General features: G+C 74.0%; 24 protein-coding genes. 14 read left to right on the forward strand and 10 right to left on the reverse strand.

The genetic code is table 11. From position 1 onward, the window contains the following. Window positions 1-249: 249 nt before the first annotated feature. From VIW71_RS18575 to VIW71_RS18585, 3 genes are read left to right on the forward strand one after another with little or no spacing between them, the layout of a single operon-like run. On the forward strand, window positions 250-849 hold the full coding sequence (locus VIW71_RS18575; protein ID WP_331623466.1) for a sulfite oxidase-like oxidoreductase: 600 nt from the start codon (window positions 250-252) through the stop codon (window positions 847-849). Beyond that, the gene (locus VIW71_RS18580) at window positions 819-1,574 is read left to right on the forward strand and encodes a ferredoxin reductase (RefSeq protein WP_331623467.1); all 756 of its coding nucleotides are present in this window, start codon (window positions 819-821) and stop codon (window positions 1,572-1,574) included. Before VIW71_RS18575 ends, VIW71_RS18580 begins: the two co-directional genes overlap by 31 nt. A gap of 1 nt (window position 1,575) precedes the next feature. Next, complete coding sequence (locus VIW71_RS18585) at window positions 1,576-1,929, forward strand: DUF6510 family protein (RefSeq protein ID WP_331623468.1); 354 nt, start codon at window positions 1,576-1,578, stop codon at window positions 1,927-1,929. Between the two features lie 173 nt (window positions 1,930-2,102). Here VIW71_RS18585 and VIW71_RS18590 read toward each other — a convergent pair whose 3' ends face one another. Then, a complete protein-coding gene (locus tag VIW71_RS18590; protein ID WP_331623469.1) occupies window positions 2,103-3,869 on the reverse strand; it encodes a ricin-type beta-trefoil lectin domain protein in 1,767 nt (588 codons plus the stop codon). A gap of 257 nt (window positions 3,870-4,126) precedes the next feature. Here VIW71_RS18590 and VIW71_RS18595 point away from each other — a divergent pair, with 257 nt between their 5' ends. Both VIW71_RS18595 and VIW71_RS18600 read left to right on the forward strand, forming a co-directional pair. Beyond that, on the forward strand, window positions 4,127-4,927 hold the full coding sequence (locus VIW71_RS18595) for a DeoR/GlpR family DNA-binding transcription regulator (RefSeq protein WP_331623470.1): 801 nt from the start codon (window positions 4,127-4,129) through the stop codon (window positions 4,925-4,927). Between the two features lie 217 nt (window positions 4,928-5,144). Continuing rightward, window positions 5,145-5,456 (forward strand): 4a-hydroxytetrahydrobiopterin dehydratase, encoded by a 312-nt coding sequence (locus VIW71_RS18600; RefSeq protein ID WP_331623471.1) that lies wholly within the window; start codon window positions 5,145-5,147, stop codon window positions 5,454-5,456. Window positions 5,457-5,521: 65 nt separating this feature from the next. Here VIW71_RS18600 and VIW71_RS18605 read toward each other — a convergent pair whose 3' ends face one another. Beyond that, entirely contained in the window at window positions 5,522-6,541 is a 1,020-nt protein-coding gene (locus tag VIW71_RS18605) for a Gfo/Idh/MocA family protein (RefSeq protein ID WP_331623472.1), read from the reverse strand. 71 nt (window positions 6,542-6,612) lie between these two features. Here VIW71_RS18605 and VIW71_RS18610 point away from each other — a divergent pair, with 71 nt between their 5' ends. From VIW71_RS18610 to VIW71_RS18620, 3 genes are read left to right on the forward strand one after another with little or no spacing between them, the layout of a single operon-like run. After that, window positions 6,613-7,929 (forward strand): multidrug effflux MFS transporter, encoded by a 1,317-nt coding sequence (locus tag VIW71_RS18610; protein WP_331623473.1) that lies wholly within the window; start codon window positions 6,613-6,615, stop codon window positions 7,927-7,929. Between the two features lie 14 nt (window positions 7,930-7,943). Next, window positions 7,944-8,159: a hypothetical protein gene (locus VIW71_RS18615; RefSeq protein ID WP_414720779.1), complete on the forward strand. Its 216-nt coding sequence runs from the start codon at window positions 7,944-7,946 to the stop codon at window positions 8,157-8,159. After that, the gene (locus tag VIW71_RS18620; RefSeq protein ID WP_331623474.1) at window positions 8,125-9,402 is read left to right on the forward strand and encodes a serine hydrolase domain-containing protein; all 1,278 of its coding nucleotides are present in this window, start codon (window positions 8,125-8,127) and stop codon (window positions 9,400-9,402) included. Before VIW71_RS18615 ends, VIW71_RS18620 begins: the two co-directional genes overlap by 35 nt. A gap of 157 nt (window positions 9,403-9,559) precedes the next feature. On the opposite strand, the gene VIW71_RS18625 is transcribed toward VIW71_RS18620, so the two are convergent. Continuing rightward, window positions 9,560-10,747, reverse strand: coding sequence for a YncE family protein (locus VIW71_RS18625; protein WP_331623475.1), 1,188 nt, complete (start codon window positions 10,745-10,747; stop codon window positions 9,560-9,562). Window positions 10,748-10,755: 8 nt separating this feature from the next. After that, a complete protein-coding gene (locus VIW71_RS18630) occupies window positions 10,756-11,532 on the reverse strand; it encodes a polysaccharide deacetylase family protein (RefSeq protein ID WP_331623476.1) in 777 nt (258 codons plus the stop codon). Between the two features lie 495 nt (window positions 11,533-12,027). Here VIW71_RS18630 and VIW71_RS18635 point away from each other — a divergent pair, with 495 nt between their 5' ends. Continuing rightward, complete coding sequence (locus tag VIW71_RS18635; RefSeq protein ID WP_331623494.1) at window positions 12,028-12,753, forward strand: CDP-alcohol phosphatidyltransferase family protein; 726 nt, start codon at window positions 12,028-12,030, stop codon at window positions 12,751-12,753. Here the strand turns inward: VIW71_RS18635 and VIW71_RS18640 are convergent. Beyond that, window positions 12,725-13,243 (reverse strand): adenylyltransferase/cytidyltransferase family protein, encoded by a 519-nt coding sequence (locus VIW71_RS18640; RefSeq protein WP_331623477.1) that lies wholly within the window; start codon window positions 13,241-13,243, stop codon window positions 12,725-12,727. The two genes, VIW71_RS18635 and VIW71_RS18640, sit on opposite strands and share 29 nt — an antisense overlap. Window positions 13,244-13,358: 115 nt before the next feature. Between VIW71_RS18640 and VIW71_RS18645 the strand changes: the two genes are divergently transcribed. The 3 genes from VIW71_RS18645 to VIW71_RS18655 all read left to right on the forward strand — a co-directional run bounded on the left by VIW71_RS18645 (window position 13,359) and on the right by VIW71_RS18655 (window position 18,174). Then, a complete protein-coding gene (locus VIW71_RS18645; RefSeq protein WP_331623478.1) occupies window positions 13,359-14,762 on the forward strand; it encodes a glycosyltransferase family 4 protein in 1,404 nt (467 codons plus the stop codon). After that, window positions 14,759-16,444 (forward strand): lipopolysaccharide biosynthesis protein, encoded by a 1,686-nt coding sequence (locus tag VIW71_RS18650; RefSeq protein WP_331623479.1) that lies wholly within the window; start codon window positions 14,759-14,761, stop codon window positions 16,442-16,444. The genes VIW71_RS18645 and VIW71_RS18650 overlap by 4 nt, the downstream gene beginning before the upstream one ends. Window positions 16,445-16,911: 467 nt before the next feature. After that, entirely contained in the window at window positions 16,912-18,174 is a 1,263-nt protein-coding gene (locus VIW71_RS18655; RefSeq protein ID WP_331623480.1) for a hypothetical protein, read from the forward strand. On the opposite strand, the gene VIW71_RS18660 is transcribed toward VIW71_RS18655, so the two are convergent. Continuing rightward, a complete protein-coding gene (locus VIW71_RS18660) occupies window positions 18,143-19,645 on the reverse strand; it encodes a hypothetical protein (RefSeq protein ID WP_331623481.1) in 1,503 nt (500 codons plus the stop codon). The two genes, VIW71_RS18655 and VIW71_RS18660, sit on opposite strands and share 32 nt — an antisense overlap. Window positions 19,646-19,781: 136 nt before the next feature. Then, window positions 19,782-20,264 (reverse strand): VOC family protein, encoded by a 483-nt coding sequence (locus VIW71_RS18665; RefSeq protein ID WP_331623482.1) that lies wholly within the window; start codon window positions 20,262-20,264, stop codon window positions 19,782-19,784. Window positions 20,265-20,674: 410 nt separating this feature from the next. Between VIW71_RS18665 and VIW71_RS18670 the strand changes: the two genes are divergently transcribed. Then, window positions 20,675-21,817, forward strand: a complete 1,143-nt coding sequence (locus tag VIW71_RS18670) for a glycosyltransferase (RefSeq protein WP_331623483.1) — start codon at window positions 20,675-20,677, stop codon at window positions 21,815-21,817. 27 nt (window positions 21,818-21,844) lie between these two features. Here the strand turns inward: VIW71_RS18670 and VIW71_RS18675 are convergent, their stop codons facing one another. Together VIW71_RS18675 and gmd are read right to left on the reverse strand one after the other, a co-directional pair. Then, window positions 21,845-22,690, reverse strand: coding sequence for a glycosyltransferase family 2 protein (locus VIW71_RS18675; RefSeq protein ID WP_331623484.1), 846 nt, complete (start codon window positions 22,688-22,690; stop codon window positions 21,845-21,847). A gap of 68 nt (window positions 22,691-22,758) precedes the next feature. Next, entirely contained in the window at window positions 22,759-23,772 is a 1,014-nt protein-coding gene (gene gmd, locus VIW71_RS18680) for a GDP-mannose 4,6-dehydratase (protein ID WP_331623485.1), read from the reverse strand. A 60-nt stretch (window positions 23,773-23,832) separates the two neighbouring features. Between gmd and VIW71_RS18685 the strand changes: the two genes are divergently transcribed. Beyond that, complete coding sequence (locus VIW71_RS18685) at window positions 23,833-24,783, forward strand: GDP-L-fucose synthase family protein (RefSeq protein ID WP_331623486.1); 951 nt, start codon at window positions 23,833-23,835, stop codon at window positions 24,781-24,783. Between the two features lie 117 nt (window positions 24,784-24,900). On the opposite strand, the gene VIW71_RS18690 is transcribed toward VIW71_RS18685, so the two are convergent. Beyond that, a complete protein-coding gene (locus tag VIW71_RS18690; protein ID WP_331623487.1) occupies window positions 24,901-26,382 on the reverse strand; it encodes a sugar transferase in 1,482 nt (493 codons plus the stop codon). Window positions 26,383-26,719 lie beyond the last annotated feature (337 nt).

Consider the following 26,719-nt stretch of genomic DNA (forward strand, 5'->3'; position numbering starts at 1 on the left):
CTGGTCGGTCACCCCGGTGAACCGCTGTCCCGCCGCGCGAGCGGCGAGCCGGACTCCGGCGACCCGCGACCCGGCCGGCACCGAGGCCGCAGCCGCGGGGCGGTTGACGAGCGGCGACGGCGGGAGCGCGGTGTACTGGTGAGAGCGGGGGTGGGCGTGCGCCGGGTGTGGGGGAACCGCCTCGCGCGTCGCTCGGCGGGCAGCGGGGAGGGCCGTGACCGCGGCCTTGGACATGAAGGGTTTGGCACCGTGAGCATCATTTCCCGGGGTTTTCGCGGCAGGCCGCGCGAGTCGGAGCACAAGCTGCCTCCGGGGCAGTACGAGACCTACGACTTCCCGGTGCTGTCGGCCGGCCCGACCCCGCGGATCGCCCGGGAGGACTGGGAGTTCACGATCGCCGCCGAGACCGGCGCCCGGCACCGGTGGACGTGGGCCGAGCTGATGGCGCTGCCGTCCGAGCGCCCCACGGTGGACCTGCACTGCGTGACCAAGTGGTCCAAGTTCGACACCGAGTGGCAGGGCGTCTCGCTCGATCTGCTGTTCGCCGACGTGGAGACGGTCGCGGAATTCGCCCTGGTGCACTCGTACGGCGGCTACACCACGAACCTGCCGCTGGAGGATCTGCTGGACGGCCGGGCCTGGATCGCGTACGGCTACGACGGCGCGGACCTGCCCCCCGAGCACGGCGGCCCGGCCCGCCTGCTGGTCCCGCACCTGTACCTGTGGAAGTCGGCGAAGTGGGTGCGCGGGATCGAGTTGCTCCTCGAGGACGAACCGGGCTTCTGGGAGGGCGCCGGTTACCACGAGTACGGAGACCCATGGCGCGAGCAGCGGTACCAAGGCGACTAGGCGACCGGCTGCGCTGGCAGCCGGCGACCCTGGCCGGGTGGCGGGACGAGAACCCCGCCGCCCGCACCCTCGTCTTCGACGTCTCGGGCTGGCCGGGCCACCTGCCCGGCCAGCATGTCGACGTCCGGCTGACCGCCGAGGACGGCTACACCGCGCAGCGCAGCTACTCGCTGGCCTCCGCGCCCGACACCGGCCGCGTCGAGCTGACCGTGCAGCGCGTGGCCGACGGTGAGGTCTCCCCGTACCTCGTGGGCGACCTGGCCGTCGGCGACCAGGTCGAACTGCGCGGCCCGGTGGGCGGCTGGTTCGTGTGGCGGCCCACGCAGACCGAGCCGGTGCTGCTGGTGGCGGGCGGTTCCGGGCTGGTGCCGCTGATGGCGATGATCCGTACCCGGCGCGCCGTCGGCGGCCGCGTCCCGTTCCGGCTGATCCACTCGGTACGCACGCCCGGTGACCGGCTCTACCTGCCCGAGCTGAGCCGCGGCGACCCCGGCCTGGAGGTCTCCTGGCTGTTCACCCGCGCCACGCCTGACGGCTGGCGGCGCCCGCCCCGCCGTGTCACCGCCGAGGACCTGCCGCGCGACGGCCGGCCGCCGGAGTCCGCACCCGCGGTCTACGTCTGCGGGCCGACCGGATTCGTGGAGGCCGCCGCCGACCTGCTGGTCGACCTCGGCCACGATCCGGCGCGTATCCGTACTGAACGCTTCGGACCCACCGGAGGCTGAGATGACCCCCCACACCGACCGCCGCACCGACCGCCGTCCGCACCCCGGACCCGCCACGTCGCCCGCCGCCCCCGCTGCCGCGCCCGCCCCCGAGGACGTCTATCAGGACGGCAACGTCCTGGCCGGCCCCCTCTCGGAGATCTTCGCCGTCGACCTCACCGCCGCGTCCGGCCGGTGCGTCGGCTGCGGGAACACCGGCCCGGTGGCCCGGCTGCGCGTCTACACCCGGGCGCCGGGCCTGGTGGCGCGCTGCCCCGACTGCGGCCACGTCGTCCTCCGCCTGGTCCGCGGCCCGGACGCCGCGTGGCTCGACCTCCGCGGCAGCGTCGCCCTGCGCATCCCCCTCGACACCTGATCCGGCGAGCAGCCGCGGAGCAGGGCCGTCGCGAGATGGCGCGGGCCGCCCGCGCCGGCCCGCGCCGCACGCCGCGCTTCGGTGACCGCGCTGCACGAGCGCGTGCTCGCCGATCACGCGGCGCCGGCCCGGGGCATGACCCCCGGGCCGTCACCGCCCGTCCGGACCGGTCGTCAGGCGGGCAGCGACCAGACCTGGTTGGCCTGCATCGTCCCGCAGGGCCATGTGACGAGTGCAGTGAGGTCGGCGGTGCCGCCGCCCCGGACGTCCAGGCAGTGGGCGGACGCGGCGTTGACCAGGGTGCCGTCGGGCCGCGCGGTCCAGCGCTGCGTGGCGGCGCCGGTGCAGGTGGACAGGACGGCGGGGCTGCCCGCCTCGGTGCCGCTCGCGGTCAGACACGTGCCCAGGGAGCGCAGGGTGCGGTCGCGTCCGGCGGTCCAGCGCTGGTCGGCGGCGCCGGTGCAGGTGGCGAGGGTCACCGGGGTGCCGTCGGCCGAGCCGCCGCCGGTGACGTGCGCGCACTTGGCACCGTTGCCGGTGAGCTGGCCGGTCGGGACGGCGGCGCCGCAGCCGCGGCCGGGCGTGAGACGCCAGATCGCGGTGCCGTGCGCGGGAATCGTGGCCGTCAGACCGCCGTCGCCTACCGTGGACCGGGCGCCGGTCCACAGATCCTTCGCGGTCACCGTGCAGCCGGGCAGGCCGATGTCGGCCAGCGGGGTGGTGACGGTCCGCACGGTGGCGGCGCGGTTGAGGACCGCCACCGCCCGGTCGCCGTCCGCCAGCGGCCTGGCCAGCACGTCGGCGGTGGCGGAGCTGGACACCACGCCCGCCTGCCGGCCGAGGAGGTCCTGATCGACGGCGATGAGATCGGTGTTGCCCAGCGCGGACAGCGCGGCGGGGGTGAGCCGGCCCACGTCCGAGGAGAGGATCAGCGGCGCGGCCATCATCGACCACAGGGCGACCTGGCTGCGCGACTCGTCGTCGGTGAGGCCGCCCGCGCCGGCGATCAGGAAGTCCGGGTCGTTCCAGTGGCCGGGCGAGGCGTAACGGCCGATCCAGCGGTTGTAGCCGTAGTTGCGCAGCACGCTCGGCCAGCGGCTCGCGTCCGGCCGCGCGGGGTCGTACACCACGATGTCCGTTCCCTCACGCCACAGTTGGCCGTACGAGCCGGTCCAGGAGAGCACGCCGAACCAGGTCGGGTTCCCCCACTCGCCGCTCTGGAAGTAGGCCGGGGCCGACTCGGAGAACACGATGTCGCGGCCGGTTCCGCGCAGGGCCGCGGCCTGGGCCCGGTACGCCTCCCGGTACGCCTGCTCCTTGGTCAGGCCCGGGGGGACGTGGACGCTGCACCCGTCCAGTTTGAGGTAGTCCACGCCCCAGGCGGCGTACGAGGCCGCGTCCTGCGCGAAGTGGTCGGCGCCGCCGCCCTGGGGCCGGCCGCTTCCCGGGTAACCGCCGCAGGTACGCCACCCGGCGTCCTCGTAGATCCCGAACTTCAGCCCCCGCGCGTGCAGGTACGAGCCGAGCCAGGCCATGCCGTGCGGGAACTTCACCGGGTCGGCCACCAGCGTGCCGTCGGCGGCGCGGGAGGTGGTCATCCAGCAGTCGTCCACGGTCACCGTGTCGTAGCCCTTGGCGGCGAGACCGGTGGCGACCAGGGCGTCGGCGTTGGCGGTGACGATCTGCTCGGTGACGCCGCACTGGTAGTGGGCCCAGTCGTTCCAGCCCATGGGCGGGGTGAGGGCGAGGGGCTGGGGAGCGGCCGGTTCGGCTCCGGCTCCGGTGGCGGTGGCGGCTCCGGTGGCGGTGGCGCTCGCGGCCGGGACCGCCGTGCTGAGCGGCAGGCAGAGCAGGACCGCGGCGAGGGCGGTCAGCGCGGGGCGGTACCGGGTGAGGCGGTACCGGGTGAGGCGGTACCGGCCGTGGCTGGATCGTGGCACGGGGGACTCCTCTGCTGAGCGGGGACGTGCGGGGGCGCGCTGAGTACTACGCAGCCCTGGGCGCCGTGAATGAGCGACAGTGCATCGTTAACGCAGATATGAGGCAACTTCAAGCATCCGACGGGTGACGCGCTGACCGGTTGGCAAGACTGTGCGACGCTGTGCACACGCCGGAAGCGGCGGGAGCCTGGCGCCGGATGCGGCGCGAGACCGTGCCGGCCCCGGCGCGGTGGACCGAGCGGACGAGGAGAACACCCGTGTCCAGGGACGAGCGCTGGACCGCGCTGCTGGATCTGCTGGCCGACCGCGGACGTCTCGAGGTCGACGAGGCGGCGCTCGCCCTCCAGGTCTCCACCGCCACCATCCGCCGCGACCTGGACCGGCTCGCCGAGCAGCGGATGCTCACCCGCACCCGCGGCGGCGCGGTCGCGCACGGCGTCTCCTACGAGCTGCCGCTGCGTTACCGGACGGCCCGGCACGCCTCCCAGAAGCAGCGCATCGGCAAGGCGGCGGCCTCGATGGTCGAGGCCGGCGAGGTGGTCGGCCTGACCGGTGGCACCACCACCACGGAGGTCGCCCGCGCGCTGGCACTCCGCGGCGACCTCGCCTCCGACGGCGGGCACGGCGCCCCGCGCCAGCCGGTCCTCACCGTGGTCACCAACGCTCTGAACATCGCCAACGAGCTGGTCATCAGGCCGCAGATCAAGATCGTGGTGACCGGTGGCGTGGCCCGCCCGCAGTCCTACGAACTGACCGGCCCGCTGGCCGGCGGCGTACTGCGCGAGATCACCCTCGACACCGCCGTCCTCGGTATCGACGCGCTCGATCCCGAGCAGGGCGCGTACGCCCATCACGAGGACGAGGCGAGCATCAACCGGCAGCTCGCCGAACGCGCGCACCGCGTGATAGTCGCCGCCGACTCCTCCAAGATCGGCCGCCGGGCCTTCGCACGGATCTGCGACATCGAGACGGTGGACGCCCTCGTCACGGACCAGGAGATCTCCGCGGAGGCGGTGGGCCGGTTCAAGGAGGCGGGCGTCGCGGTGACGACGGTGTGAGCGACGGGTCGGTTGCCGCGGGCAGGGCCGAGCGGGGCCTGAGCGGCGGAGTGGTGCGCGGCGCCGGCTGCGGTGGGCGCGGCGGGTCCGTACGCGACCCGGGTGCGAGGTCCGTCGGCGGTGCCCCGCGATGCACCGCTGTGCGGGCCGTGATACGGATGGATGGCGGTTCGTCCCCCTGCTTTTCCCTGCCCGCTGCGGCCCGAGGAGGCACCCGATGCCATACGCCGACCCCCTCTCCTCCCAGGAGATCGAGGCCCGCCTGTCGGCGCTCCCGGGGTGGACCGTCTCCGACGACGGGACGACCCTGCGCCGCACCTACCGCCTCCCCCACCTGCCCGCGGCCATCTTCGCCCTCCACATCGCCGGCATCCAGGCGGACCTCAACCACCACTCCGACCTCACCCTCGGCTACGACACCCTCGCCGTCGCCCTCACCACCCACGCGGCCGGCCGCCGCCTCACCCAGAAGGACTTCGACCTGGCCACCCGCATCACCTCCATCGCCTCCGGCCACGGCGCCAGGTAGCCCCCCGGGGGTGCCGGCCGGCACCGTCCGGCCCGGCCGCGCCCGGGTGAGCTCGGCCGAGGGGCTCAGTCGGCCTCGGGGTAGCGGACTCCGATGCGGGAGCGGACGGTGTCCATCGTGCGCATGACCGCGAGGGTGCCGTCGAGCGGGACGACGGGGGACTCCAGGAGGTCGGCGCGCAGGCAGCGCATGGCCTCCGCGGCCTCGTGGCGCATGGAGGAGCGGTCGGGGTCGGGGTGGACGTCGGTCAGGCGGACCGTCTCGGGGGCGAGACCGGGGCGGTGGAGGGTGAAGCGGTCCGCGTGGAAGAAGCCGTCGGGGATCTCGACGCGGCCGGCTGTGCCGGCGATCAACGCGGGGGCGCCCGTGTCCGCGGTCAGGGAGCAGCTCAGCGTGGCGACCGCACCGGAGCGGTAGCCGAGGACGATACCGGTGTTCCCGTCCACCCGCTCCGGGGTGAGGCGGGCCCACGCCTGGATCTCGTCCGGCTCGCCCAGGAAGAGGTGGGCCAGGGAGACCGGGTAGACGCCGAGGTCGAGCAGGGCGCCGCCGCCCTGCGCGGGATCCCGCAGCCGGTGCGAGGGCGGGAATTCCCTGGCGACCCCGAAGTGCGCGGAGACGTGACGGACCTCGCCGATCACCCCTTCCTCGCGTATCAGCCGGACCAGACGCCGTATCAGCGGGTTGCAGTACGTCCACATGGCCTCCATCAGGAAGAGGCCGCGCTCCCGGGCGAGGTCCACCAACTCCCGTGCCTCCCGGGAGTTCAGGGTGAACGCCTTCTCGCACAGCACGGCCCGCCCCGCCTCCAGGCACAGCCCCGCCGCCGCCCGGTGCGCGGAATGCGGCGTGGCGACGTACACCACGTCGATCCCGTCGTCCGCGGCCAGCTCCGCCCAACTGCCGTACGCGCGGGCGATCCCGTACCGCTCGGCGAACCGCTTCGCGCTCTCCGCGCTGCGTGACGCGACCGCCGCCACCTCCGCGTCCGGCATCGTCAGCAGCGCCTCGGTGAAGGTCGCCGCGATCCCGCCGGTCGACAGGATCCCCCAACGGACCCTCCCCGAACCCGAACTGCCGCTCATCCGCCCAAGCCCCCCGTCCGTAGCACCGTCCGTGCACCCTGAAAGAATAAGGAACGATTCAACTACTTCCGATGGAGAGTGCCGCCTTGCCGGACGCCGGGCCGACCACGCCTGCCCACATACCCAGCGCCCCCGCCACACCCGTTGCCACCTCGTTCCCCGACGCGCTCCCGGCCGCACCGCACCGCGCCGGCCTGCTCGTCACCCTCGTCCTGGGCGGCCTCACCGCGCTCACGCCGCTGTCCATGGACATGTATCTCCCCGCGCTGCCCCAGGTCACCGACGCCCTGCACAGCTCCACGGCCACCGTCCAGCTCACCCTCACCGCCTGCCTGGCCGGCATGGCGCTCGGCCAGCTCGTGGTCGGCCCGCTCAGCGACCGCTTCGGGCGCCGCCGCCCGCTGCTGATCGGCATGATCATCTACGTGCTCGCCACGGCGATCTGTGCCTTCGCGCCCTCCGCCGAACTGCTGATCGCCTTCCGGCTGCTCCAGGGTCTGGCCGGCGCCGCGGGCATCGTGATCTCCCGCGCGGTCGTGCGCGACCTCTACGACGGCGTGGAGATGGCCCGCTTCTTCTCCACCCTGATGCTGATCTCCGGGGTCGCCCCGATCGTGGCGCCGGTGATCGGCGGCCAGGTTCTCCGCCTCACCGACTGGCGCGGCGTGTTCGCCGTCCTCACCGTGATCGGCACCCTCCTCACCCTCGTCGTCTGGCGCTGGCTGCACGAGACGCTGCCGCCCGAGCGGCGGCACGGCGGCGGGCTGACGAGCACGTTCGGCGCGATGCGCCGCCTGCTGGCCGACCGGCCGTTCGCCGGGTACGCGCTGACCGGCAGCTTCGCCTTCGGCGCCCTGTTCACATACGTCTCCGCGTCCTCCTTCGTCGTCCAGGACGTCTACGGCGCCTCCCCGCAGACCTTCAGCCTGCTGTTCGGCCTGAACTCCATCGGCATCATCGGGTTCGGTCAGCTCAACGGAAAGGTGCTGGTCGGGCGGGTGGACATGAACAAGGTGCTGGGCACCGGACTCGCCCTGGTCACGCTGGCCGCCGCGGCGCTGGTCGTACTGACCTCCGGTGTGTTCGGCAAGGCCGGGCTGCCCGCGATCTCCGCCGCGCTGTTCGTGCTGATGGCGTCGATGGGCCTGACGCTGCCGACGACCAACGCGCTGGCGCTGATGCGGACCCGGAAGGACGCCGGCTCGGCGTCCGCGGTGATCGGGACCTCCTCCTTCCTGGGGGGCGCGCTGGTCGCGCCGCTGGCCGGGATCGCGGGCGAGGGCAGCGCGGTGCCGATGGCGGTGACCCAGTTGACCTGTGCACTTCTCGCCGTCTGCGCCTTCGTCGGGCTCTGCGTGCGGGAGCGGCGTACGGTGGAGGGACCGTAGACCATCGGGAGGACATGATGTCCGATGTTCGGGAGTCCGACGTTCCGGACGAACGCACCTGGGCGTTCAAGACCGCCGACAGTTGCCTGCACACGGGGGCCGAGCACCCGGTGGATCCGGAGGACCTGGTGATGCTCTCCGGCCGGGAACCCACCCCGGAGCTGATCGAGAAGGCCCGCAAGGCACTGGAGGAACATGGCGCGGCCGCTGTCGAGCGGTACCTCCCCTGAGCAGGCGCGTCCCGGCACCGGGCACCACGCCGGTCCTGGCACCGGGCTTCACGCCGGTCCCGGCACCGGTTCCGGGACCGGCTTCGACACCGACGAGCTGCACCGGATCGTCCCCGAGCTGGTGGCGTACCTGAGCGACGGGCCCGCGCATCCGTGGTGCGCGGGCGCGGTCGCCCTCGCCGGGCGGGGCCGCACCGTGGCGCTGCACGAGGCGATCGGCTGGGCGGTGCGCTACGCCGGGTACGACGAGGCGGCCGACCGCGGGGTGGAGCTGCCGCGCGAGCGGTGGGTGCCGATGCGGCCCGACACCGTCTTCGACCTGGCCTCGCTGACCAAGCTCTTCACGGCGGTCGCCGCGGTCCAGCAGATCGAGCGGGGCACGCTGCGGCTCGACGCGCCCGTCGCCGGGTACGTGCCCGGGCTCACCGCCGCCGCGGCGCACGGCATCACTGTGCGCCACCTGCTCACCCACACCTCGGGCCTGCGCCCCGAACTGCCGCTGTACGACCTCCCGGACCCGGAGCAGCGCGCCGCCCGGCTGGCTGCCGAGGAACCGCTCACCGCGCCCGGCACCGCCCGCTGCTACTCCGACCTCAACCTGCTGCTCCTGCACACCGTGCTGGAACACATCACCGGCCGCCCGCTGGACCGCCTGATCGCCGACGGCATCACCGGCCCGCTCGGGATGGCCGACACCCGCTTCCGCCCTCCCGCCTCCTGGCTGCCACGGATCGCCGCCACCGAGGACCAGCGCAAACCCTGGGGCAAACTCGACCGGGGCATGGTGCACGGCGTCGTCCACGACGAGAACGCCTACGCGATGGGCGGTGTCGCCGGGCACGCGGGGCTGTTCTCGACCGCGTGGGACCTGGCGCTGTTCGCGCGGGCGCTGCTGGACGCGGCAGCGCGGGACGACGGGGGCCGCGGCCCCGGCACGGACGCCGGCGCGGGCATCCTCGCACCCGCCTCCGCACACCTCCTGCTCGGCGGCATCCCGGGCCCCGACGGCAGCCGCGCGCCCCTCGGTTTCGAGGCCGACCAGCCCTGGTTCATGGGGGAGCTGGCCGGGCGGGGCGCGGTCGGGCACACCGGATTCACCGGGACCAGCCTGGTGATCGACCCGGCGAGCGACAGCTTCCTGGTGCTGCTGGCCAACTCCGTCCACCCCTCGCGCACCTGGCGCGACGGCAGCGCGCCCCGCGCCACCGCCGCGACCCTGCTGGCCCGCGCGCTCAGGGTCTGAGCGACGCGGAGGGCTGACGCCCGAGCTCCTGGAGTGGGCGGCCGAGGGACGAGGTCGGCCGCGGAGGGAGTGAGGAGGAAGTCCGACCCAGAACGGCGTGGGGCTGACGCCCGAGCTCCTGGAGTGGGCGGCCGGAAGCCGGGGCGGCCCGCCGCGCTCACCGGAAGATGCCGGTGTGGCCGAGGGAGTAGCGGCCCGGCTGCGGGTAGACGCACAGGCCGTGCGGGCCCGCGCCGACCGGGATACGGGCGAGCGTACGGCCGGTGCCCGTGTCGATCGCGTACACCTCCGCGTCGTAGCGGCCGGACAGCCACAGCACCTTGCCGTCCGCCGACACCCCGCCCATGTCCGGGCTGCCGCCGCCGTCCAGCCGCCACTTGCGGGTCAGCTTGCCGGTGGCGAAGTCCAGCACGGAGACGGAGCCCTCGCCGCGGTTGGAGATGTACATCGACTTCGAGTCGCGCGAGACGTACAGGCCGTGCGCGCCCTTCCCGGTGGGCATCAGCACCGGCTCGGAGAAGGTGTCGCCGTTCATCACCCACACGCCGTCCGCGTTCATGTCGGCGACGTACCAGGTCGTGCCGTCCGGGGACATCTTCACGTCCTGCGGCATCGCGTCCTCCAGCGGCAGCGACCGCTGCCCGATCACCTCCATCTTCGCGGTGTCCACCTTCAGCAGCTCGCCGGAGAACTCGCAGGAGACGATGAAGTAGCGGCCGTCGAGGGAGAAGTCCGCGTGGTTGACGCCGTAGCAGCTCACCGGCACAGCCTTCTTCACCGCCATGGTGTGCGCGTCCCGGAAGACGAGCTGCCGGTCGAGTGAGGCCATCACCACCGCGTACTTCCCGTCCGGCGTGAAGTAGAGGTTGTACGGGTCGTGCACGTCGACGGTCCTGCCCGTTTTGCCGGTGGCCGGGTTGATCGGGGTGAGGCTGTTCCCGACGTCGTTGTTGACCCACAGCGTCTTCAGGTCCCAGGACGGCACGACGTGCTGCGGCTGGCGGCCGACCGGGATGGTCTCGATCACCTTGTACGTCTTCGGGTCGATGACGGAGACGGTGTCGGACTCGGTGTTCGGCACATAGACCCGGGACGGGAAGTCCCGCACCACGGGGGAGAGGGCGTTCGGGCGGTCGGCGGCGTAGACGTCCTTCGGGTCGAGCACCGGCGGCATGCCGGGCAGGCCCTGGGAGCCGGCCTGGTGCGGGCGGACGGCGGCGCCGGCGCTCTCGGCGGTCTTCCCGGTCCCGGCGGGGGACCGGGGCGGCGGGTTCGCCTGCGTGGTGGCGGCCCCACAGGCGGCGGTGAGCAGCGCGACGGCGGTGAGCAGGGTGCGGTTCAGCATGCGGCGCATCAGGTCAGCAGCTCCGAGGTCGTGACCGCACGCAGACCGCGGCGGTGCAGGTCGTCGAGGATCCCGGGCAGAGCGGCCACGGTGCCGGGGTGCCCGAAGTGCAGGGAGACCACCGAGCCCGGACCCGCCTCCCGGGCCACCGTGGCGCGTACCGTCCCGGGACCCGGGTCGGTGTAGTCCAGGGAGTCCACGTCATAGGAGAGCAGGTGCGGGTAGCCGGCCCGCCGGGCGAGGCGTACCACCAGAGCGGTGGTCAGCCGGCTCTGCGAGGGCCGGAACCAGCGGCCCCGCGAACCGGTCAGCCGCTCCAGCCGCCGCGCGCAGCCCTCGATCTCGGCGGTCGCCGCGGCCTCGTCCAGCGCGCCGATGTCGACGTGCGTCTGGGTGTGGTTGCCCAGCTCGTGGCCGCCGTCCAGCACGCGGCGGGCCAGCTCCGGATACGTGTCCAGCCACGTCCCGACCGCCAGTACGGTCAGCCGGGCGCCGGCCCTCTCGGCCTCCGCCAGCAGCGCGGCGGCCAGCTCGGGTTCGCCCTGGGCGTGGAAGGTGAGGGCCACGCGGGGCCGGTCGCGCGGCCCGTGCTCGATCTGGTCCGGCAGCCCGGCCGGCAGCGGCCCCGCCGGGGTCTTCGGACCCGTCGGGGTGTCCGAGGGCGTGACGGCGGGTGAGGCGGACGCGGGCGCGGCGGCGGACGGGCGGTGCGCGTCCATGCAGCCGGCCAGCACCGACCCCGAAGCGGTCACCAGAAGGTTCCGGCGGGAGATCGACGTGGACATCGGGCACACTTTAAGAGCTGATGACTGATTCGCCCGGTTTCCCGGGCCGTACGGCGCGCACCTTCCGCCCGACCGGTGGTGCGGCGCGCCCCGGTCCGGGCCGGCCCGCGAGCCCGCCCCTCGGCGCGCCGCCTGCCATCATGGGGGACCGATGGAGCGGCGCACGGCGGCGCTCGGTGAACCTTGCGTGGGGGCCGCGTGGCGAAGGCAGGGCGGAATCCGGAGTCGGCGCCGGACGCACGGGCGGCGGCCCCGGACGCGGCGGTGGCGGGAGCCGCAGGCCCCGCGCCGCTGGATCCAGCGGCGTCGGATCCAGCGGTGCCTGAACGGGCGGCGTCGGAAAGAGGGGCGTCGGATCGGGCGGCGGGCGCGATCGCGGACGCGGCGTCCTTACCGGCCGCCGGGGCGGACCTCGGCGGTGCGCCCGCCGCCGCGCCCGTACCGGCTTCAGCCGCCGACCCCGGCCCCCCGCAGGGGCCCGCGCCCGTACGAGACCTGGGGTTCGCGGCAGCGCTGCGGGAACTGAGGGGGGTGCAGAAGGGCGCCAAGGGGGTGTCCCTCTATTCGCGGTACGTGAACCGGCCCGTCGGGCGGGTGCTGGCGGCGGGGGCGTACCGGGTGGGGCTGACGCCCGACCAGGTGACGCTGGTCAGTGCGGGCTTCAGTTTCGGTGCGGTGGCGGCTGTGGCGCTGGCGGCACCGTCGTGGGAGCTGGCGGTGGGGGTGTACGCCGCGCTGGTGATCGGTTTCGCGTTCGACTCCGCCGACGGGCAGCTCGCCCGGCTGCTCGGGGCAGGCGGTCCGGCCGGGGAGTGGCTGGACCACGTCGTGGACTGCGCCAAGATCACCGCCGTGCACGCGGCCGTGCTGATCACCTTCCACCGGCACTTCGCGCTGCCGGGCGACGGCTGGCTGCTGCTGCCGCTCGGCTTCCAGTTCGCCGCCGTGCTGATCTTCTTCGGCGGGCTGCTGACCGACAAGCTCAAGCCCGGGCCTGCGAGCCCCGGCGGGACCCCGGCCGCCGCCCCCTCGGCACTGCGGGCCGTCGCCCTGCTGCCGGTCGACTACGGCGTCTTCTGCGCGGTCTTCCTGCTGCTCGGCAGCGAACGCGCGTTCCGCTACGGCTACCTGGCCCTCTTCGCCGTGCACGCGCTCTTTCTCGGCGCGTTCCTGGCCAAGTGGTTCCGGGAGCTCAGCGCGCTTCGGCCTCGGCAGAGCTGACCGGGCCCACCGGGCCCCCAGGTCCCGCCAGCGCGTCCAGCGCCCTGCGCAACTGCGTGCTGGAGGTGTGGACGGTGTACGGAAGGTAGACGATCTCCACGCCGACGGTGGCGAAGTCCCGCTCCAGCCGCAGCCCCTTCTCCGTACCGCGCCAGTCGTCGCCCTTGAACAGTACGTCGAAGCCGACCTGCCGCCATGTCTCCAGCTTGTCCGGCACCGTCTCCACGAACACCTCGTCCACGAACCGCACGCTGCGGACGATCTCCAGCCGCTCCACCAACGGCACCACCGGGCGCCTGCCCTTGGCGAGTTCGGCCATCCCGTCGGAGACCACGCCCGCGACGAGGTGGTCGCACCGGCTGCGCGCGTGCCGGAGGATGTTCAGGTGGCCCACGTGGAAGAGGTCGTACACCCCCGGCGCGTAGCCGACCCGGCGCGGCACACCGGGCGGCGCCCCCCGCGGCACCGTCGGCCCCACCCGCTGCGACATCAGACGACCCCCCAGTCGTACGGTCCGGTCGTACAACGCTCCCCGGCGTCGCGGAGTCTAACCCCTGAACGGATAAGGTGTGCACTTGTTCATCTCCGGGGGGAAGGGACCACCCGTGGGCGATTCCGGTACGCGTACGCGTCGGCGGCTGCTGCTCGTCTCCACGAACTACGCGCCGGAGCACGCCGGAATAGGTCCTTACGCGACGCAGACGGCCGAGCACTGGGCGGCCGGCGGTGACGAGGTGCACGTGCTGACCGGCATGCCGCACTACCCGTCCTGGCGGCTCGACCCGGCGTACGCGGGCGTGCGGCGGGTGGAGGAGCAGCGCGGCGGAGTGAGCGTGCACCGGCGCCGCCACCTGGTACCGGCCCGGCAGACCGCCGTCACGCGCGCGCTGTTCGAGGCGTCCGTCCTGGCCGGCGGCTGGTTCCCGCCGGCAGGGCTGGACCGCCCCGACGCCGTGGTCGCCCAACTGCCCAGCCTGGCCGCCGGAGTGATCGGCGCACGGCTGGCCCGGCGCTTCCGGGTGCCGTTCATCCCCGTCGTGCAGGACCTGATGGGCGCGGCTGCCGCGCAGAGCGGCATACGCGGCGGCCGGCCGGCGGCGGGCGCGGCCGGGGCGGTCGAGCGGTACGTGCTCAGGCGCGCGGCGCTGGTCGGCGTCATCCACGAGACGTTCACGCCCCGGGTCGCCGCGATGGGCGTGCCCGAGGACCGGATACGCGTGGTGCCCAACTGGTCGCACGTACCGTCCCCTTCCCGCCCGCGCGCCGAGATGCGCGCGCGGCTCGGCTGGCGCGAGGGCCGTACCGTCCTGCTGCACTCCGGCAACATGGGCCTCAAGCAGGGCCTGGAGGTGCTGGTGGAGACCGCCCGGCTGGACCCGCGGTTACGGGTGGTGCTGATGGGCGACGGCAACCAGCGCGAGCGACTGCGCTCCATGGCGGGCGGCCTGCCCAACCTGGACTTCCTGCCGCCGGCCGACGACGCGGAGTTCCCCGAGGTACTGGCCGCGGCCGACGTCCTCGCGGTCACCCAGCGGGCCTCGGTGGTCGACATGAGCGTCCCCTCCAAGCTCACCTCCTACTTCGCGGCCGGCCGTCCCGTCGTCGCCTCCGTCGCCCGGGAAGGCGGCAGCGCACTGGAGGTCGCCCGCTCGGGCGCGGGCGTCGTCGTCCCCCCGGAGGACCCGCACGCCCTGCTGGACGCGGTCCGCTCGCTCGCCGCCGACCCCGGCCGGGCGGACGCACTCGGCGAACGCGGTTCCGTCTACGCGGCCGTTCACCTCAGCCGCGAGGCGGGTCTGGCCCGGATCGACGCGCTGCTCGCGGAAGCGCTGGGGGAGCGGGCGCTCGGGGACCGGGCACGGGAATCCGGCGTACGGGCGGACGAGCCGGACGTACGGTCGGAGGCGGCGGAGGCGGCGGCCGGACCGGACCGACCGGCGGACGCACGGGTCGCACGCACCGAGGACGCGCACGCGGCCGGGGAGATCGAGGGGGCGGTGGGCACATGACCGGAGCGCAGACGCACGCCATGGCGCCGGACGAACCCGACCCGCTGCGGGACCAGTTCCGGCAGCTCGTCCGCTACCGCGCCCTGATCGTCGCCGGGCTGCTGGCCGGCCTGCTCGGCGGCGCGTACCTCGCGCTGACCGGCGCCGACACGTACACCGCCACCAGCGAGATCATGGTCAGGGCCGCGACCGCCGACCCCTTCACCACCGGTGCCACCGCGGACAAGGGCATCAACATCGGCACCGAGCGGCAGAACGCGATGAGCAGCACGGTCGCGAACACCGCTGCGGCCTTCGTCAAGGAACCGGCCGTCGAGCTGGCGCACTGCCTCCAGGTCGGCAACCCGCCCAACACCCTCGTGCTGCGCTTCACCTGCACCGCGGGCAGTGCGCACGACGCCGCGGCCTGGGTCAACGCGTTCACCGCCGCGTACCTGAACAACCGCGAGGCACAGACCGAGCTGACCATCCAGAAGATGGTGGCCGGCTACCAGACCCAGCTCAACCCGCTGGTCAGGCAGCGCAACGACCTGCTCGCGCAGATCCAGAAGGCCGAGGACCCGCAGGTCGTCGGCACGCTGGTGTCCGTACAGACCAATCTGCTCGGCCGGATCACCGAACTCAACAACGACATCAGCGGGTTGCGGGCCCTGGACACCACGCCCGGCGTGGTGATCAGGCCCGGCGTGGAGCCCGACGGGCCCTCCGGGCCCGGCCTGGTGATGATGCTCGGCCTCGGCGGCGCGGTGGGCGTCGCGCTCGGGCTGCTCGCCGCGTGGGTGCGGCTGGTCTTCGACCCGGCGGTACGGTCCGACGGCGAGGTCGTCCGCGCGCTCGGCGCGCCGGTACTCGGCACGCTGCCGCACCGGCGGCGGCGCGGGGACGGCGACGGGGTGGGGCTGCTCGCCGAGGACAACGGGGACGGGCGGCTCGCCGAGGAATACCGCGCGGTCGCGTTCCGGATCGGCCACGACGAGCGCTTCGCCGAGCGGCGGCGGCTGCTGGTGGTCGCCCCGCGCGGCACGGGCGACGACGCCGCGGCGGCGGTCGCGGTCAACGTCGCCGCGTCCTTCGCCGAGATGGGCATGGAGGTGCTGCTGGTCGAGGCGAACCTGCGGAGGCCCTCGCTGTCGGCGCGGCTGCGGGCGGTGGACGGCACCCGGCCCAACCGCGGCCGCTCGCCCGGACCCGGTGAGAGTGGCTGGCCCGCCGGTCTCCACGTGCCCGTCGACGCCGGCGAGTCCGGCTCCTTCGACCTGGTCCCGGGACGCCGGGTACGCAACGTCGCCCGCGCGCTCACCTCGGCCCCGGCGACCCGGCTCTTCGCCGAGGCCGACGAACCCGGCTCCGCCGTCGTCGTGCTGGCCCCGGCCGTCCTGGCCTACGCGGACGCGCTGGCGCTCGCCGACCGGGTGGACGGCGTGATCGTGGTCTGCGACCCTCGGGCGGTGCACCGCGCCGACCTGGTACGGGTCCGCGAGCTGATCGAGGCGGCGGGCGGTGCGGTGCTCGGCGCCGTCCTGCACCGCACGGATCACGCCACTGCCACGTTCCGCCTCCGTCCCGGTACCGGCTCGCGTGGCCGCCGCGCCGCCGGCAGCCGCCCCGCCCCGTCCGCCCCGCACCCCGCCCCCTCCTCCCCGGCCCCCGGCCTCGCCCCGGAGCACCACCCGGTCCCTTGACCGGCCCCGTCCCGCGGCCCCTCCGACCCGCCGCGGCCCCCGGGGCCTCACCCGACCCCGCGCATTCCACGCCCGCGCCGACTGACGGCCCGGAACACCGCGCCCACCCGCGGAGCGACGACCTGCGAGCCGCACCCGACCCCGGGGCGTGCCGCCCGGACGGCTCCGCCGTCGAACCGGACGGTGCGATCGCGGACCGGCCGCGTGCCGACGGCCCGGGGGCCGGTCTCGTCCCTGCCGCGTGGCGCCGGGACGACGTGGCGGTCGGACCGCCCGGTCCGGGCGGGGGACAGCCGTATCCGGGCGGGCGGGGCGCAGGCTCGGCCTACCGGGAAGCCCGGGGGGCGGAGCCCGGCGCCGGCGCCGGGCTCGCGACCGCCGGAGGCACGGGCGCGTCCACGCCGGGTGACGGCCGCGGCGCCCAGCCGGAGTCCTCCGCCGCCGGTCCGCCGGACGGGCCCGACGCCGTGCCCGGCGCAGGCACCGGACTGGCCGTGCTCGCCTCCGTCGCCGATCAGGCCGTCTCCGCGTTCACCAACATCGTCGTGCTCGTCGTGGCCGCACGGCTGTCGTCCGCTGCCGCCTTCTCCGTGTTCTCGATGGTCTACATGGTGTTCACCGTGCTGCTGGGGCTCAACGTGTCGTACGTGGGCCAGGCGCTCGTGCTGGAGCGCGGATCGGCGCGGGTGCGGGCGGCGTGCCGGTCCGCGGTGGTGTTCACCGCGGGGGCCGCCACGGTGGTGGGGGCGGGGATGGCCGGGGGCCTGGCGTTCGTGGGCGGGGGGACCGCGCGGGGGCTCGCCGTGCTGGGGCTGGTGCTGCCGGTGGTGTTGACGCAGGACGGGCTGCGGTACTGCTTCTCCGCGCTGCGGCTGCCGCACTGTGCGCTGGCCGCGGACACCGTACGGCTACTGGTGGTGGTGCCCGCGCTGGCGGCGCAGCCCCAGGGTGCGGGGGCCGCGCGGCTGGTGGCCGTGTGGGGTGTGTCCGCGCTGCCCGCGCTGGTGGTGGGGGGCGCGCTGCTGTGGCCGCGGGTCAAGGACGCACCTGTCGACGTGGGCGGGTACCTACGACGAGGGCACCTGGGGCGGCGGTTCGTCGTGGAGTTCGGGGTGGCCAACGCAGCCGGCCAGCTCGCCGTGATCGGGCTCGGCCTGTTCGCCGCGCCACTGGCGGTCGGGGCGCTGCGCGGGGCCACCACCCTGTTCGGGCCGATGAACGTTCTGTTCAACTCGGCGACCGCGTTCGGCCCCCCGCTGCTGGGCCGGGTCCGCGGCACCGACGACAAGGTCCGGGCGACCGCCGTACTCGGCATCGCACTGGCCTGGACCGCCGTGGCCTGGACGGTCGTCCTGATGCTGCTGCCCGACCACGTGGGACGCCGGCTCCTCGGCGACACCTGGGCCTCGTCCGCCGCGCTGCTGCCCGCCTCGGGCAGCCAGTACGCCGGTATCGCGCTCGGTACCAGCGCGCTGCTCACCCTGCGGGTGCTGCGGCCCCGCGCCACCCTGCCGATCCAGGTGGTCTTCTCGCTGGCCTCGGTCGTCTTCCTGCTGGCCGGCTACCGGCTGGACGGCGTGCGGGGCGCCGCGTGGGGCCTGTGCCTGGGTTCCGCGCTCAAGGCGGGCGCGCTGTGGCGGCGGATCACGTCCGTCCGGCGCGCCCCGGCACCCGCCACGGACCGGGCCGAAGCGGACGTCAGGGCAGAACCCTCCGCCGGTCCTCGCTGAACGTGATGACCAGCGCCAGACACAGCGCCGCGATCCCGATCCGCCCCGCGGCCTGGAGCAGCGGCCCGCGCAGCAGGATGAAGGAGTACCCGGCGACCAGCGGGACCACCACGGCCGCCATCGTGCCGGGACGGCCCTGCTCCAGGGTGCGCCGCGCGTACCGGCGGTCGCCGCGCCCGCTCAGCCAGCCGATCGCCAGAAAGCCGCCGGTCATGCCCGCCGGGCCGAAGTCCAGCCACAGTTCGGCCCACAGCGGCGACGACAGATTGGTGTTGGTCATGCCCATCCACCGGCCGACCCGCACCCCGGAGTCCGGCGGCTTGCCGTGCCACACCGAGCGGGGCACGAAGAACAGCACGTCCGCTGCGAGTTGACGCCCGCCGGAGTGCCCGGCGCCCGCCTTCACGTAGCTGAGGGTGTTCGCGAACATCCCCGTCTGGTCGTAGTCCTTGAGTGTCAGCGGCTCCAGCACCGACGACGCCGCCATCCGGCGCTGGGCCCCGGCCTCGTACCGGAACCGGTCCAGGAACGGGAAGAGCAGCAACGCCACGACCACGCCGGAGATCAGCGCGGTGCGGTACACCACCGGGCTCTTCGGGAAGGCGGTGAACAGGAGCGAGAAGACCACGGTCAGGAACCAGTACCGCGGGTTGGTGACCGGGTTGTTGACGATCACGTTGATCACCACGAGCCCGGCGAGCGCGGCGATCGCCGCCGGGGTGCGGCGGGCCACCCGCGAGGTGATCATCCAGCGGATCAGCAGGAGCAGCGCGAGCAGCGCGGGCACGGTGCCGAAGCCGCGGACGAGCGCGGAGCCCACATGGCTGTCACCGCCGCTGCCGGTCAGCCCGCCGGCCCGCACCGACTCGCTGATGCCCTGCCGGCTGGTGAAGAACACCGCGGGTCCGCCGAGCATCGCGACGCACACCGCGCTGCCCAGATACGCCACCGCGACCAGCAGCCACAGCCGGCGCCGCGACACCGACGCCTGCGGCCGGGCCCTGCCCGGCCGGGCAGCGGGCAGGCGCCCGGCGGCCAGCGCGCCGACGTCGAAGGCGATGCACCCGGCCAGCACCAGGGCGATCGCCGAGGCCGTGTCGGAGGCCGGGCCGACCACCGGGGTCGGCACCTGCCCGATCACCTGCTGGGCCAGCGGCGCCACACCCATGGCCACGTAGACGAAGAGCCAGAAGGCGCCCTGGATCAGCCGCCGGCGGCGGGCCAGCACCATGGTGGACAGCCGCCCGCCCGCGTAGACGGTCAGGGCGAGCTGGAGCCAGTACGCGGTGTCCCTGGTGCCGGTGCCGGGCTGCGCGGTCACGTAGGCGGGCAGGAAACCGACCAGCGCGATCACCAGCGGTACGGCCAGCGCGCCGGAGAGAGCGGCGCGTGGCAGGCCTGGGGCGGCGGGGACGGGCGCGGCGGTGCGGGACGCGGCACGCCGCAGGCCGTCCGGCACGCCCGACGCCATGGCACCGCCCCCTTCCGCCGACCGCGACGGGCCGCAACCGACCGCGACTGCCCACGACCGACCGCGACCGACCCGCGAGGTCACGAGACTGACCGGGCGCGCCCGGCCCGCATCCCCGCCGCGAGTCTACGGGCGGTCAGCCGCCCTCGTACGCCTTCCGCAGCGCCTCGACGTCGAACTTCTTCATCGACAGCATCGCCCGGGTGGCCCGCGCGGCCTTCTCCGGGTCCGGGTCGCTCACCCAGTCCAGCAGTACGGAGGGGAAGACCTGCCAGGACACCCCGTAGCGGTCCTTGAGCCAGCCGCACTGGACCTCCTCGCCGCCGCCCTCGGTGAGCCTGGTCCAGTAGTAGTCGATCTCCTCCTGGTCCTTGCAGCGGACCTGGAACGAGATGGACTCGTTGAAGGTGAACTCGGGGCCGCCGTTGAGCGCCACGAACTTCTGGCCGTTCGCGGTGAACTCCACCACGAGCACGGAGCCGGGCTCGCCCGGTCCCGCCTCGGTGACGTGGCCGACCTTGCCCCGCTCGGAGTTCTTGAAGATCGAGGTGTAGTAGTCGGCCGCCTCCTCGGCCTGCCCGTCGAACCACAGGCATGTGGTGAATCCGGTCTCCGTCATCGCTTCCTCCGTGGTGTGCGTGGTGTGCGGTTGCGTCTTCGCCCTGTAGACGGATCCGGCCCCGGAAACTCATCGGTCCCGGCCGCGGCGGTTCGCGCGCGGTCGCCCGCATGCCGTAGCGGACGGCCGTACGCGGCGGCGTACACGCGGCCGCGCGCCGCCGGTGCCGAGCCGTCGGTCGGGGGTGCCCGTCGGGGAGCAGTGTCCGGTGCGGTGCGCCGCAGGGCGCCGGATCGGCCTCGTCGTGGGCCTGCCCGGTCGGTGCGGCGCCGTGAGGTGCCGTGCCGGGCGTCGCGACGGGGCGAACTGCGCCGGCGCGCCGCTAGGGTGGGCCGACGGCGGCCGGGGGGCGCCGCCCGGTGGGGGACCGCCGGTCAGGGAACGGGGAACACCGGGGAGGTGACGCGGTCGTGAGGGTTCTGCACGTGGTCACCCTGCACACGCCGACCCACGACTTCGGCGGGCCGACGCGGGTGGCGCTGGGCCTGTCCCAGGAGCTGCGCGCCAAGGGCGTGGACGCGCGGATCGCGACCCTCGGCGACGGCTTCACCGGGCCGCTGCCGGCCGAGGTGGAGGGTGTGCCGGCCCACCTCCACCAGGCCCGGCACGTGCTGCCCGCCTTCGAGGTCAGCGGGATCACCTCGCCGGGGCTGCTGCTGCGGGCCCGGCGCATGGCGCGGTCCGCCGACATCGTCCACGTCCACCTCATGCGGGACCTGATCACGCTGCCGTTCGCGATGATCGCGCTGGCGGCCGGGGTGCCGCTGGTGGTGCAGACGCACGGCATGATCGACCCGACCGACAAGCGGTTCGCGAAAGCCGTGGACGTCCTCGGCCTGAAGCGGGTGCTGCGCCGGGCCGACGCGATCCTGCATCTGACGGCGGAGGAACGCGACGGCGTGCAGGCCGTGGTGCCCGGCACCCCGCTGCGGACCTTCCACCGGCTCGTCAACGGCGTCGCCCTCCAGGAGCGCCGCCCGCCGCGCGGCGACCGCCCGCCGACCGTGCTCTACCTGGCCCGGGTGCAGCAGCGGAAGCGGCCCGAGGACTTCGTCTCCGCGATCCCGACCGTGCTCGCCACGCACCCCGACGCGCGGTTCGTCCTGGCCGGTCCGGACACCGGCGGCCTGACCGGCCCGCTGCGGGAACTGGCGGCCCGGCTCGGGGTGTCCGCCGCGCTGCGCTGCGTCGGCGCGCTCGGGCACGAGCAGGTGCTGGATCAACTGCGGCGCTCGGACGTCTACGTACTGCCGTCCGTCGTCGAGCCGTTCGCCGTCTCGGTCCTGGAGGCCATGTCGGTGGGCCTGCCGGTGGTGGTCACCCGCACCGGCGGCCTCTCGCCGGACGTGGCGGCGGCGGGCGCGGGCCGGCTCACCGACAGCCGCCCGGACGCGGACAACGGCCCCCTGATCGGCCGGGCGATCCTGGAACTCCTCGACCCGGCCGCGAACCAGGAGGCCTCCGACGCGGCCTGGCGGCTGAGCCGCGACCGCTTCTCGATCGGCGCCGTGGCGGACACGCTGCTGGAGGTGTACGAGGGCGTACGCGCGTAGGCACCGGCGCGGGCCCGCACCCCCCACTCAGCGCGAGCCACCTCGCCGCTCCCGCGCCTTCACCCCGATCTGCCAGCGGTAGAAGCTCATCGCCAGCGCGTAGTCCAGCCCCGCCCGGCCGTCCAGGAAGCCGCGCCGGTAGACGTAGGCGTACGCGAAGGACAGCAGCGGCTTGAGCGGCGCCTTGTGGAAGATCCGGCCCTGCCGGGTCTTGACCTGGCGGATCTCCTCCTTGACCCGCGGGTTCAGCTCCAGCCACGCCTCCCAGTCCGAGTAGCGGTTGTGCCGCTCGAACCAGGTCCGCACCGGGTCCAGGTCCTCGTGCTCGATGGGGGAGCGCAGCCGGGCCGCGGACTCCGCGACCGGCTGGTAGTGGCCCTCCTGCTCGCCCATGCCCGGCGCGTCCAGGTCCCCGACCTGCGGGAAACGGCAGCGGGTGCGATCCATCAGGGCCCGTTTGACGATGGTGTGCCCGTGCCGCAGCCGCCGCCCGGCGAACCAGTACCCGAGCGGTATGTCGAAGGCCGCCACCGACGGCGGCCCGTCCGCGAAGACCGCCCGCAGCTCCTCCAGCAGCTCAGGGCTGGGCGTCTCGTCCCCGTCGAGGAAGAGCAGCCACGGGATCTCCGGACGCACGTGGTCCAGGCACCACTGCTTCTTCTTCGGGTAACGGCCGTCCCAGGTGTACTCGACCACCTCCGCGCCCAGCCCGGCGGCGATCTGGCGGGTGCCGTCGGTGGAGTGCGAGTCGACCACGACCACCGCCTGCACATGGTCGATGACCGAGGAGACGGTACGGGCGATGTTCTCCGCCTCGTTCCTGGTCGGTATCACCACCACCAGGGGCAGCCTGGTCGCCGGATCGGGGGTCATGGGGTCGGGGTTCCTCCGCGTGCGTCGTGCCGTTGCGGGCCGGCGTTCCGGGTGAGCGGTGATTCGGGTCAGCGGTCGATGCGGACCGTCGTGCCGGCGAGCTGGTCGGCGAGTTGGCGGATGTCCGCGTCCACCATGATCCGGGCCAGTTCGGTGACCTTGACCCGGGGTTCCCAGCCGAGCAGGTCGCGGGCCTTGGCCGCGTCGCCGATCAGCGCGGCCACCTCGCTGGGCCGCTCGTACTTGGGGTCGTAGCGGACGTGCTCGGCCCAGTCCAGGCCGGCGTGGCCGAAGGCGATCTCGACGAACTGCCGTACGGTGGCGGCTTCTCCGGTCGCCACCACGTAGTCGTCGGGCTCGTCACGCTGGAGCATCCGCCACATCGCCTCCACGTACTCCGGCGCGTAGCCCCAGTCGCGGACCGCGTCGAGGTTGCCGAGGTAGAGGCGGTCCTGGAGGCCGGCCTTGATCCGGGCGACGGCCCGGGTGATCTTGCGGGTCACGAAGGTCTCGCCGCGGCGCGGCGACTCGTGGTTGAAGAGGATGCCGTTGGCCGCGTACATCCCGTACGCCTCACGGTAGTTGACCGTCGCCCAGTAGCCGAAGACCTTGGCGCAGCCGTACGGGCTGCGCGGGTGGAACGGGGTGCGCTCGTTCTGCGGGGGTGGGGCGGCACCGAACATCTCGGAGGAGGACGCCTGGTAGACGCGGGCCCGCGTGCCGCTGGCCCGTACCGCCTCCAGCAGCCGCAGCGCGGACAGGCCGGTCACGTCCCCGGTGTAGAGCGGCGCGTCGAAGGAGACCCGGACATGGGACTGGGCACCGAGGTTGTAGACCTCGTCGGGCCGGATGTCGCGCAGCAGGTTCACCAGGGCGACGCCGTCGGTCAGGTCGGCGTGGTGCAGTAGGAAGGAGCGGTTCTGCTCCTGCGGGTCCTGGTAGATGTGGTCGATCCGCTCGGTGTTGAACGACGAGGAGCGGCGTACGATCCCGTGCACGGTATAGCCCTTGGACAGCAGCAGTTCGGCCAGGTAGGAGCCGTCCTGTCCCGTCACTCCGGTGATGAGGGCGGTCTTGCCCACGTGGGTTCCCCCCGCTGTTCGCTCAACTGTGCCGTAGCCGGGCTGGCAGAATTCCCTAGCATGACAGAACTCCTCCCGGCCAGGGCTCGGATTTTCGTCGCCGGGCATCGGGGCCTCGTCGGGTCCGCGGTGGCCCGCCGCCTCACCGCGGACGGCCATGAGGTGCTGGCCCGCACCCGGGCCGAACTCGACCTGCGGGACGCCGCGGCGACCGCGGCGTACCTGCGGCAGGCCCGGCCGGACGCTGTGGTGCTGGCCGCCGCCCGGGTCGGCGGGATCATGGCCAACTCCACGTATCCCGTGCAGTTCCTGGAGGACAACCTGCTCATCCAGCTCAGCGTGATCGCCGGCGCCCACCGGGCGGGGGTGCCCAGGTCGCTCTTCCTGGGCTCCAGTTGCATCTACCCCAAGCTCGCCGAGCAGCCGATCCGCGAAGAGGCCCTGCTCACCGGCCCCCTGGAGCCCACCAACGAGGCATACGCGCTGGCCAAGATCGCCGGTATCGTCCAGATCCAGTCCTACCGCAGGCAGTACGGCGCCTCCTACATCTCCGCGATGCCCACCAACCTCTACGGCCCCGGCGACAACTTCGACCTGGAGACCTCGCACGTCCTGCCCGCGCTGATCCGCCGCTTCCACGAGGCCGAACGCGACGGCGTCCCGCGACTGACCCTCTGGGGATCCGGCACCCCGCGCCGCGAGTTCCTGCACGTCGACGACCTCGCCGCGGCCTGCGCCCTGCTGCTGAACTCCTACGACGGCGACGACCCGGTCAACGTCGGCTGCGGCGAGGACCTCACCATCCGGGCCCTCGCCGAGACCGTACGCGACGTGGTCGGCTACCGCGGCACCATCGCCTGGGACACCGGCAAGCCCGACGGCACCCCCCGCAAACTCCTCGACACCTCCCGCCTCCGCGCCCTCGGCTGGCACCCCCGCATCCCGCTCCGCGACGGCATCTCCGCCGTCTACGACCACTGGCGAGCCACCGCGGGCTCGCCGGCCCGCTGACGCGCCTGGTGCCGCGCCGGCCGGAGTTCGCCCCCGTCGCGACGCCCGGCAGCAGCCGTCTTGCGCAGAGGCTTGCTCTGTGACCTGCGAAGTGCCCAACCTCCCCGGACAGAACACCTAGTACGCCCCCCGGCCGTCGACGACGGCGCGGGGGGTGCGGGCCATGACGTCGAGGTCGGTGGTGAAGGACCAGTTGTCGACGTAGCGGAGGTCGAGCTGGAGGGTTTCGTCCCACGAGAGTTCGCTTCGGCCGCTGATCTGCCAGAGGCCGGTGAGGCCGGGCCTGACGGTGAGGCGGCGGAGTTCGACCTCGTTGTAGCGGGCGACTTCGTCGGGGAGGGGCGGGCGCGGGCCGACGAGGGACATGTCGCCGGTGAGGACGTTGAGGAGCTGGGGGAGTTCGTCGAGGGAGCAGCGGCGCAGGAGCCGGCCGACGCCGGTGACACGGGGGTCGCGGCGCATCTTGAACATCGGCCCGTCGTTCTCGTTGGCGGCCGACAGTTCGTCCTTGCGGGCCTCGGCGTCGACCACCATGGTGCGGAACTTCCACAGGGTGAACGGCCTGCCGTTCCGCCCGCAGCGGGTCTGGCGGTGGAAGACCGGGCCGGGTGAGGTGCCGCGGACGGCCAGGGCGATCACGGCGAACAGCGGGGCGAGCAGGAGCAGTCCGAAGGCGGCGCCGACGCGGTCGACGGCGGCTTTCAGCACCACCTGGGGGCCGCGCCGGGTCGGCGGGGCGATGTGCAGCAGGACCAGCCCGGCCGCCGCGTCCAGCTGGACGCGGCGCACCGCCACATCGACCAGACCGGGGAGCACCGCCACCGGGACGCCCGAGTCGTGCAGCGCCCACGACAGGCGGCGCAGCCGTTGCGCCGAGAGCAGCGGCCCGGGGGCCACCAGCACGCGTTCCGCGCCCAGTTCGCGGACCGCGCCCAGGACGACGGACGCGTCCTCGCCGGGCTGCCGCGGATCGACCGGGCCGAGGCGCCCGGCGACCGGGGCCCCGCACGCCGGCTCGGCGCCGCCCACCGGGACCACCCCGACCACCACGTACGCGTGCTCGGTCCTGGCCGCGAGATGGCCCACCACGTCGTCGACGGTGCCCGGTTCGCCGATCACCAGCACCCGGCGGACGGCCTGCGCGGAACGCCGCGCCGAGATCAGGTGCCGGTGCGTCACCACCCGGCCGGCCAGTGTGAACAGCGGGCCCGCGGTCAGCCCGGCCAGCGCGAGCGACGGTTCGGCCACCTCGCCGCACGCGGTGTGCAGGACGGCGAGCACGCCGATCAGCGCGAGCCAGTCGCCGAGTACCGGCAGCGCGCCGCGCGCCTCGCCGATGAGGCCCGCCGCGTAACGGCGGCGCAGGGCTCGTACGCAGATCCAGGCCGCCGCCGCGACCAGGGCGCAGACCAGCGGGTGCGGCTGCCGGGCGAGGGTGAGGACGAAGAGCGCCGGCAGGGCGACGCCGAGCGCGTCGGTGGCCAGCGCGAGCGGCAGGTACCAGCGGGCCTTGTCGCCGTAGCGCCGGTGCGCCCGGCGTGGGGCGTGCTCGCCGTGCGGGCCGGCGTACCGCACGGATGGGCGGTGAGGCCGGGGCATGCCGAGAGCACCGGGGGAACCCGGCGTTCGGGGACTCGGCGGACGCGGAGTCGTGCTCCGCCCCTGTCTCGCCGCACCCTCCATCGGAACGACCGGTACGGCCCGGTGTGTTCGGATCCGCCGCATGGACCCCCCTGGCACATCGCGAGCGACTGGCGCTCCAGCACTTCCCCAAGGACTGGGGCACCGTGACACATGGGACGCTAAGCCAACACGGTGTGTGTTCGCTGCGGAACACACGGATTCAGGATGCCATGACCGAGTCGGCGTGCCTGTGGCCCACGGGCGGCAACCGCGTGCACAAGGGCGGTCGGACCACCGTACGTAAGGGGTCTGT

The organism is Streptomyces sp. (genome assembly GCF_036524955.1).
In the GTDB taxonomy this organism is placed as follows: Bacteria; Actinomycetota; Actinomycetes; order Streptomycetales; family Streptomycetaceae; genus Actinacidiphila.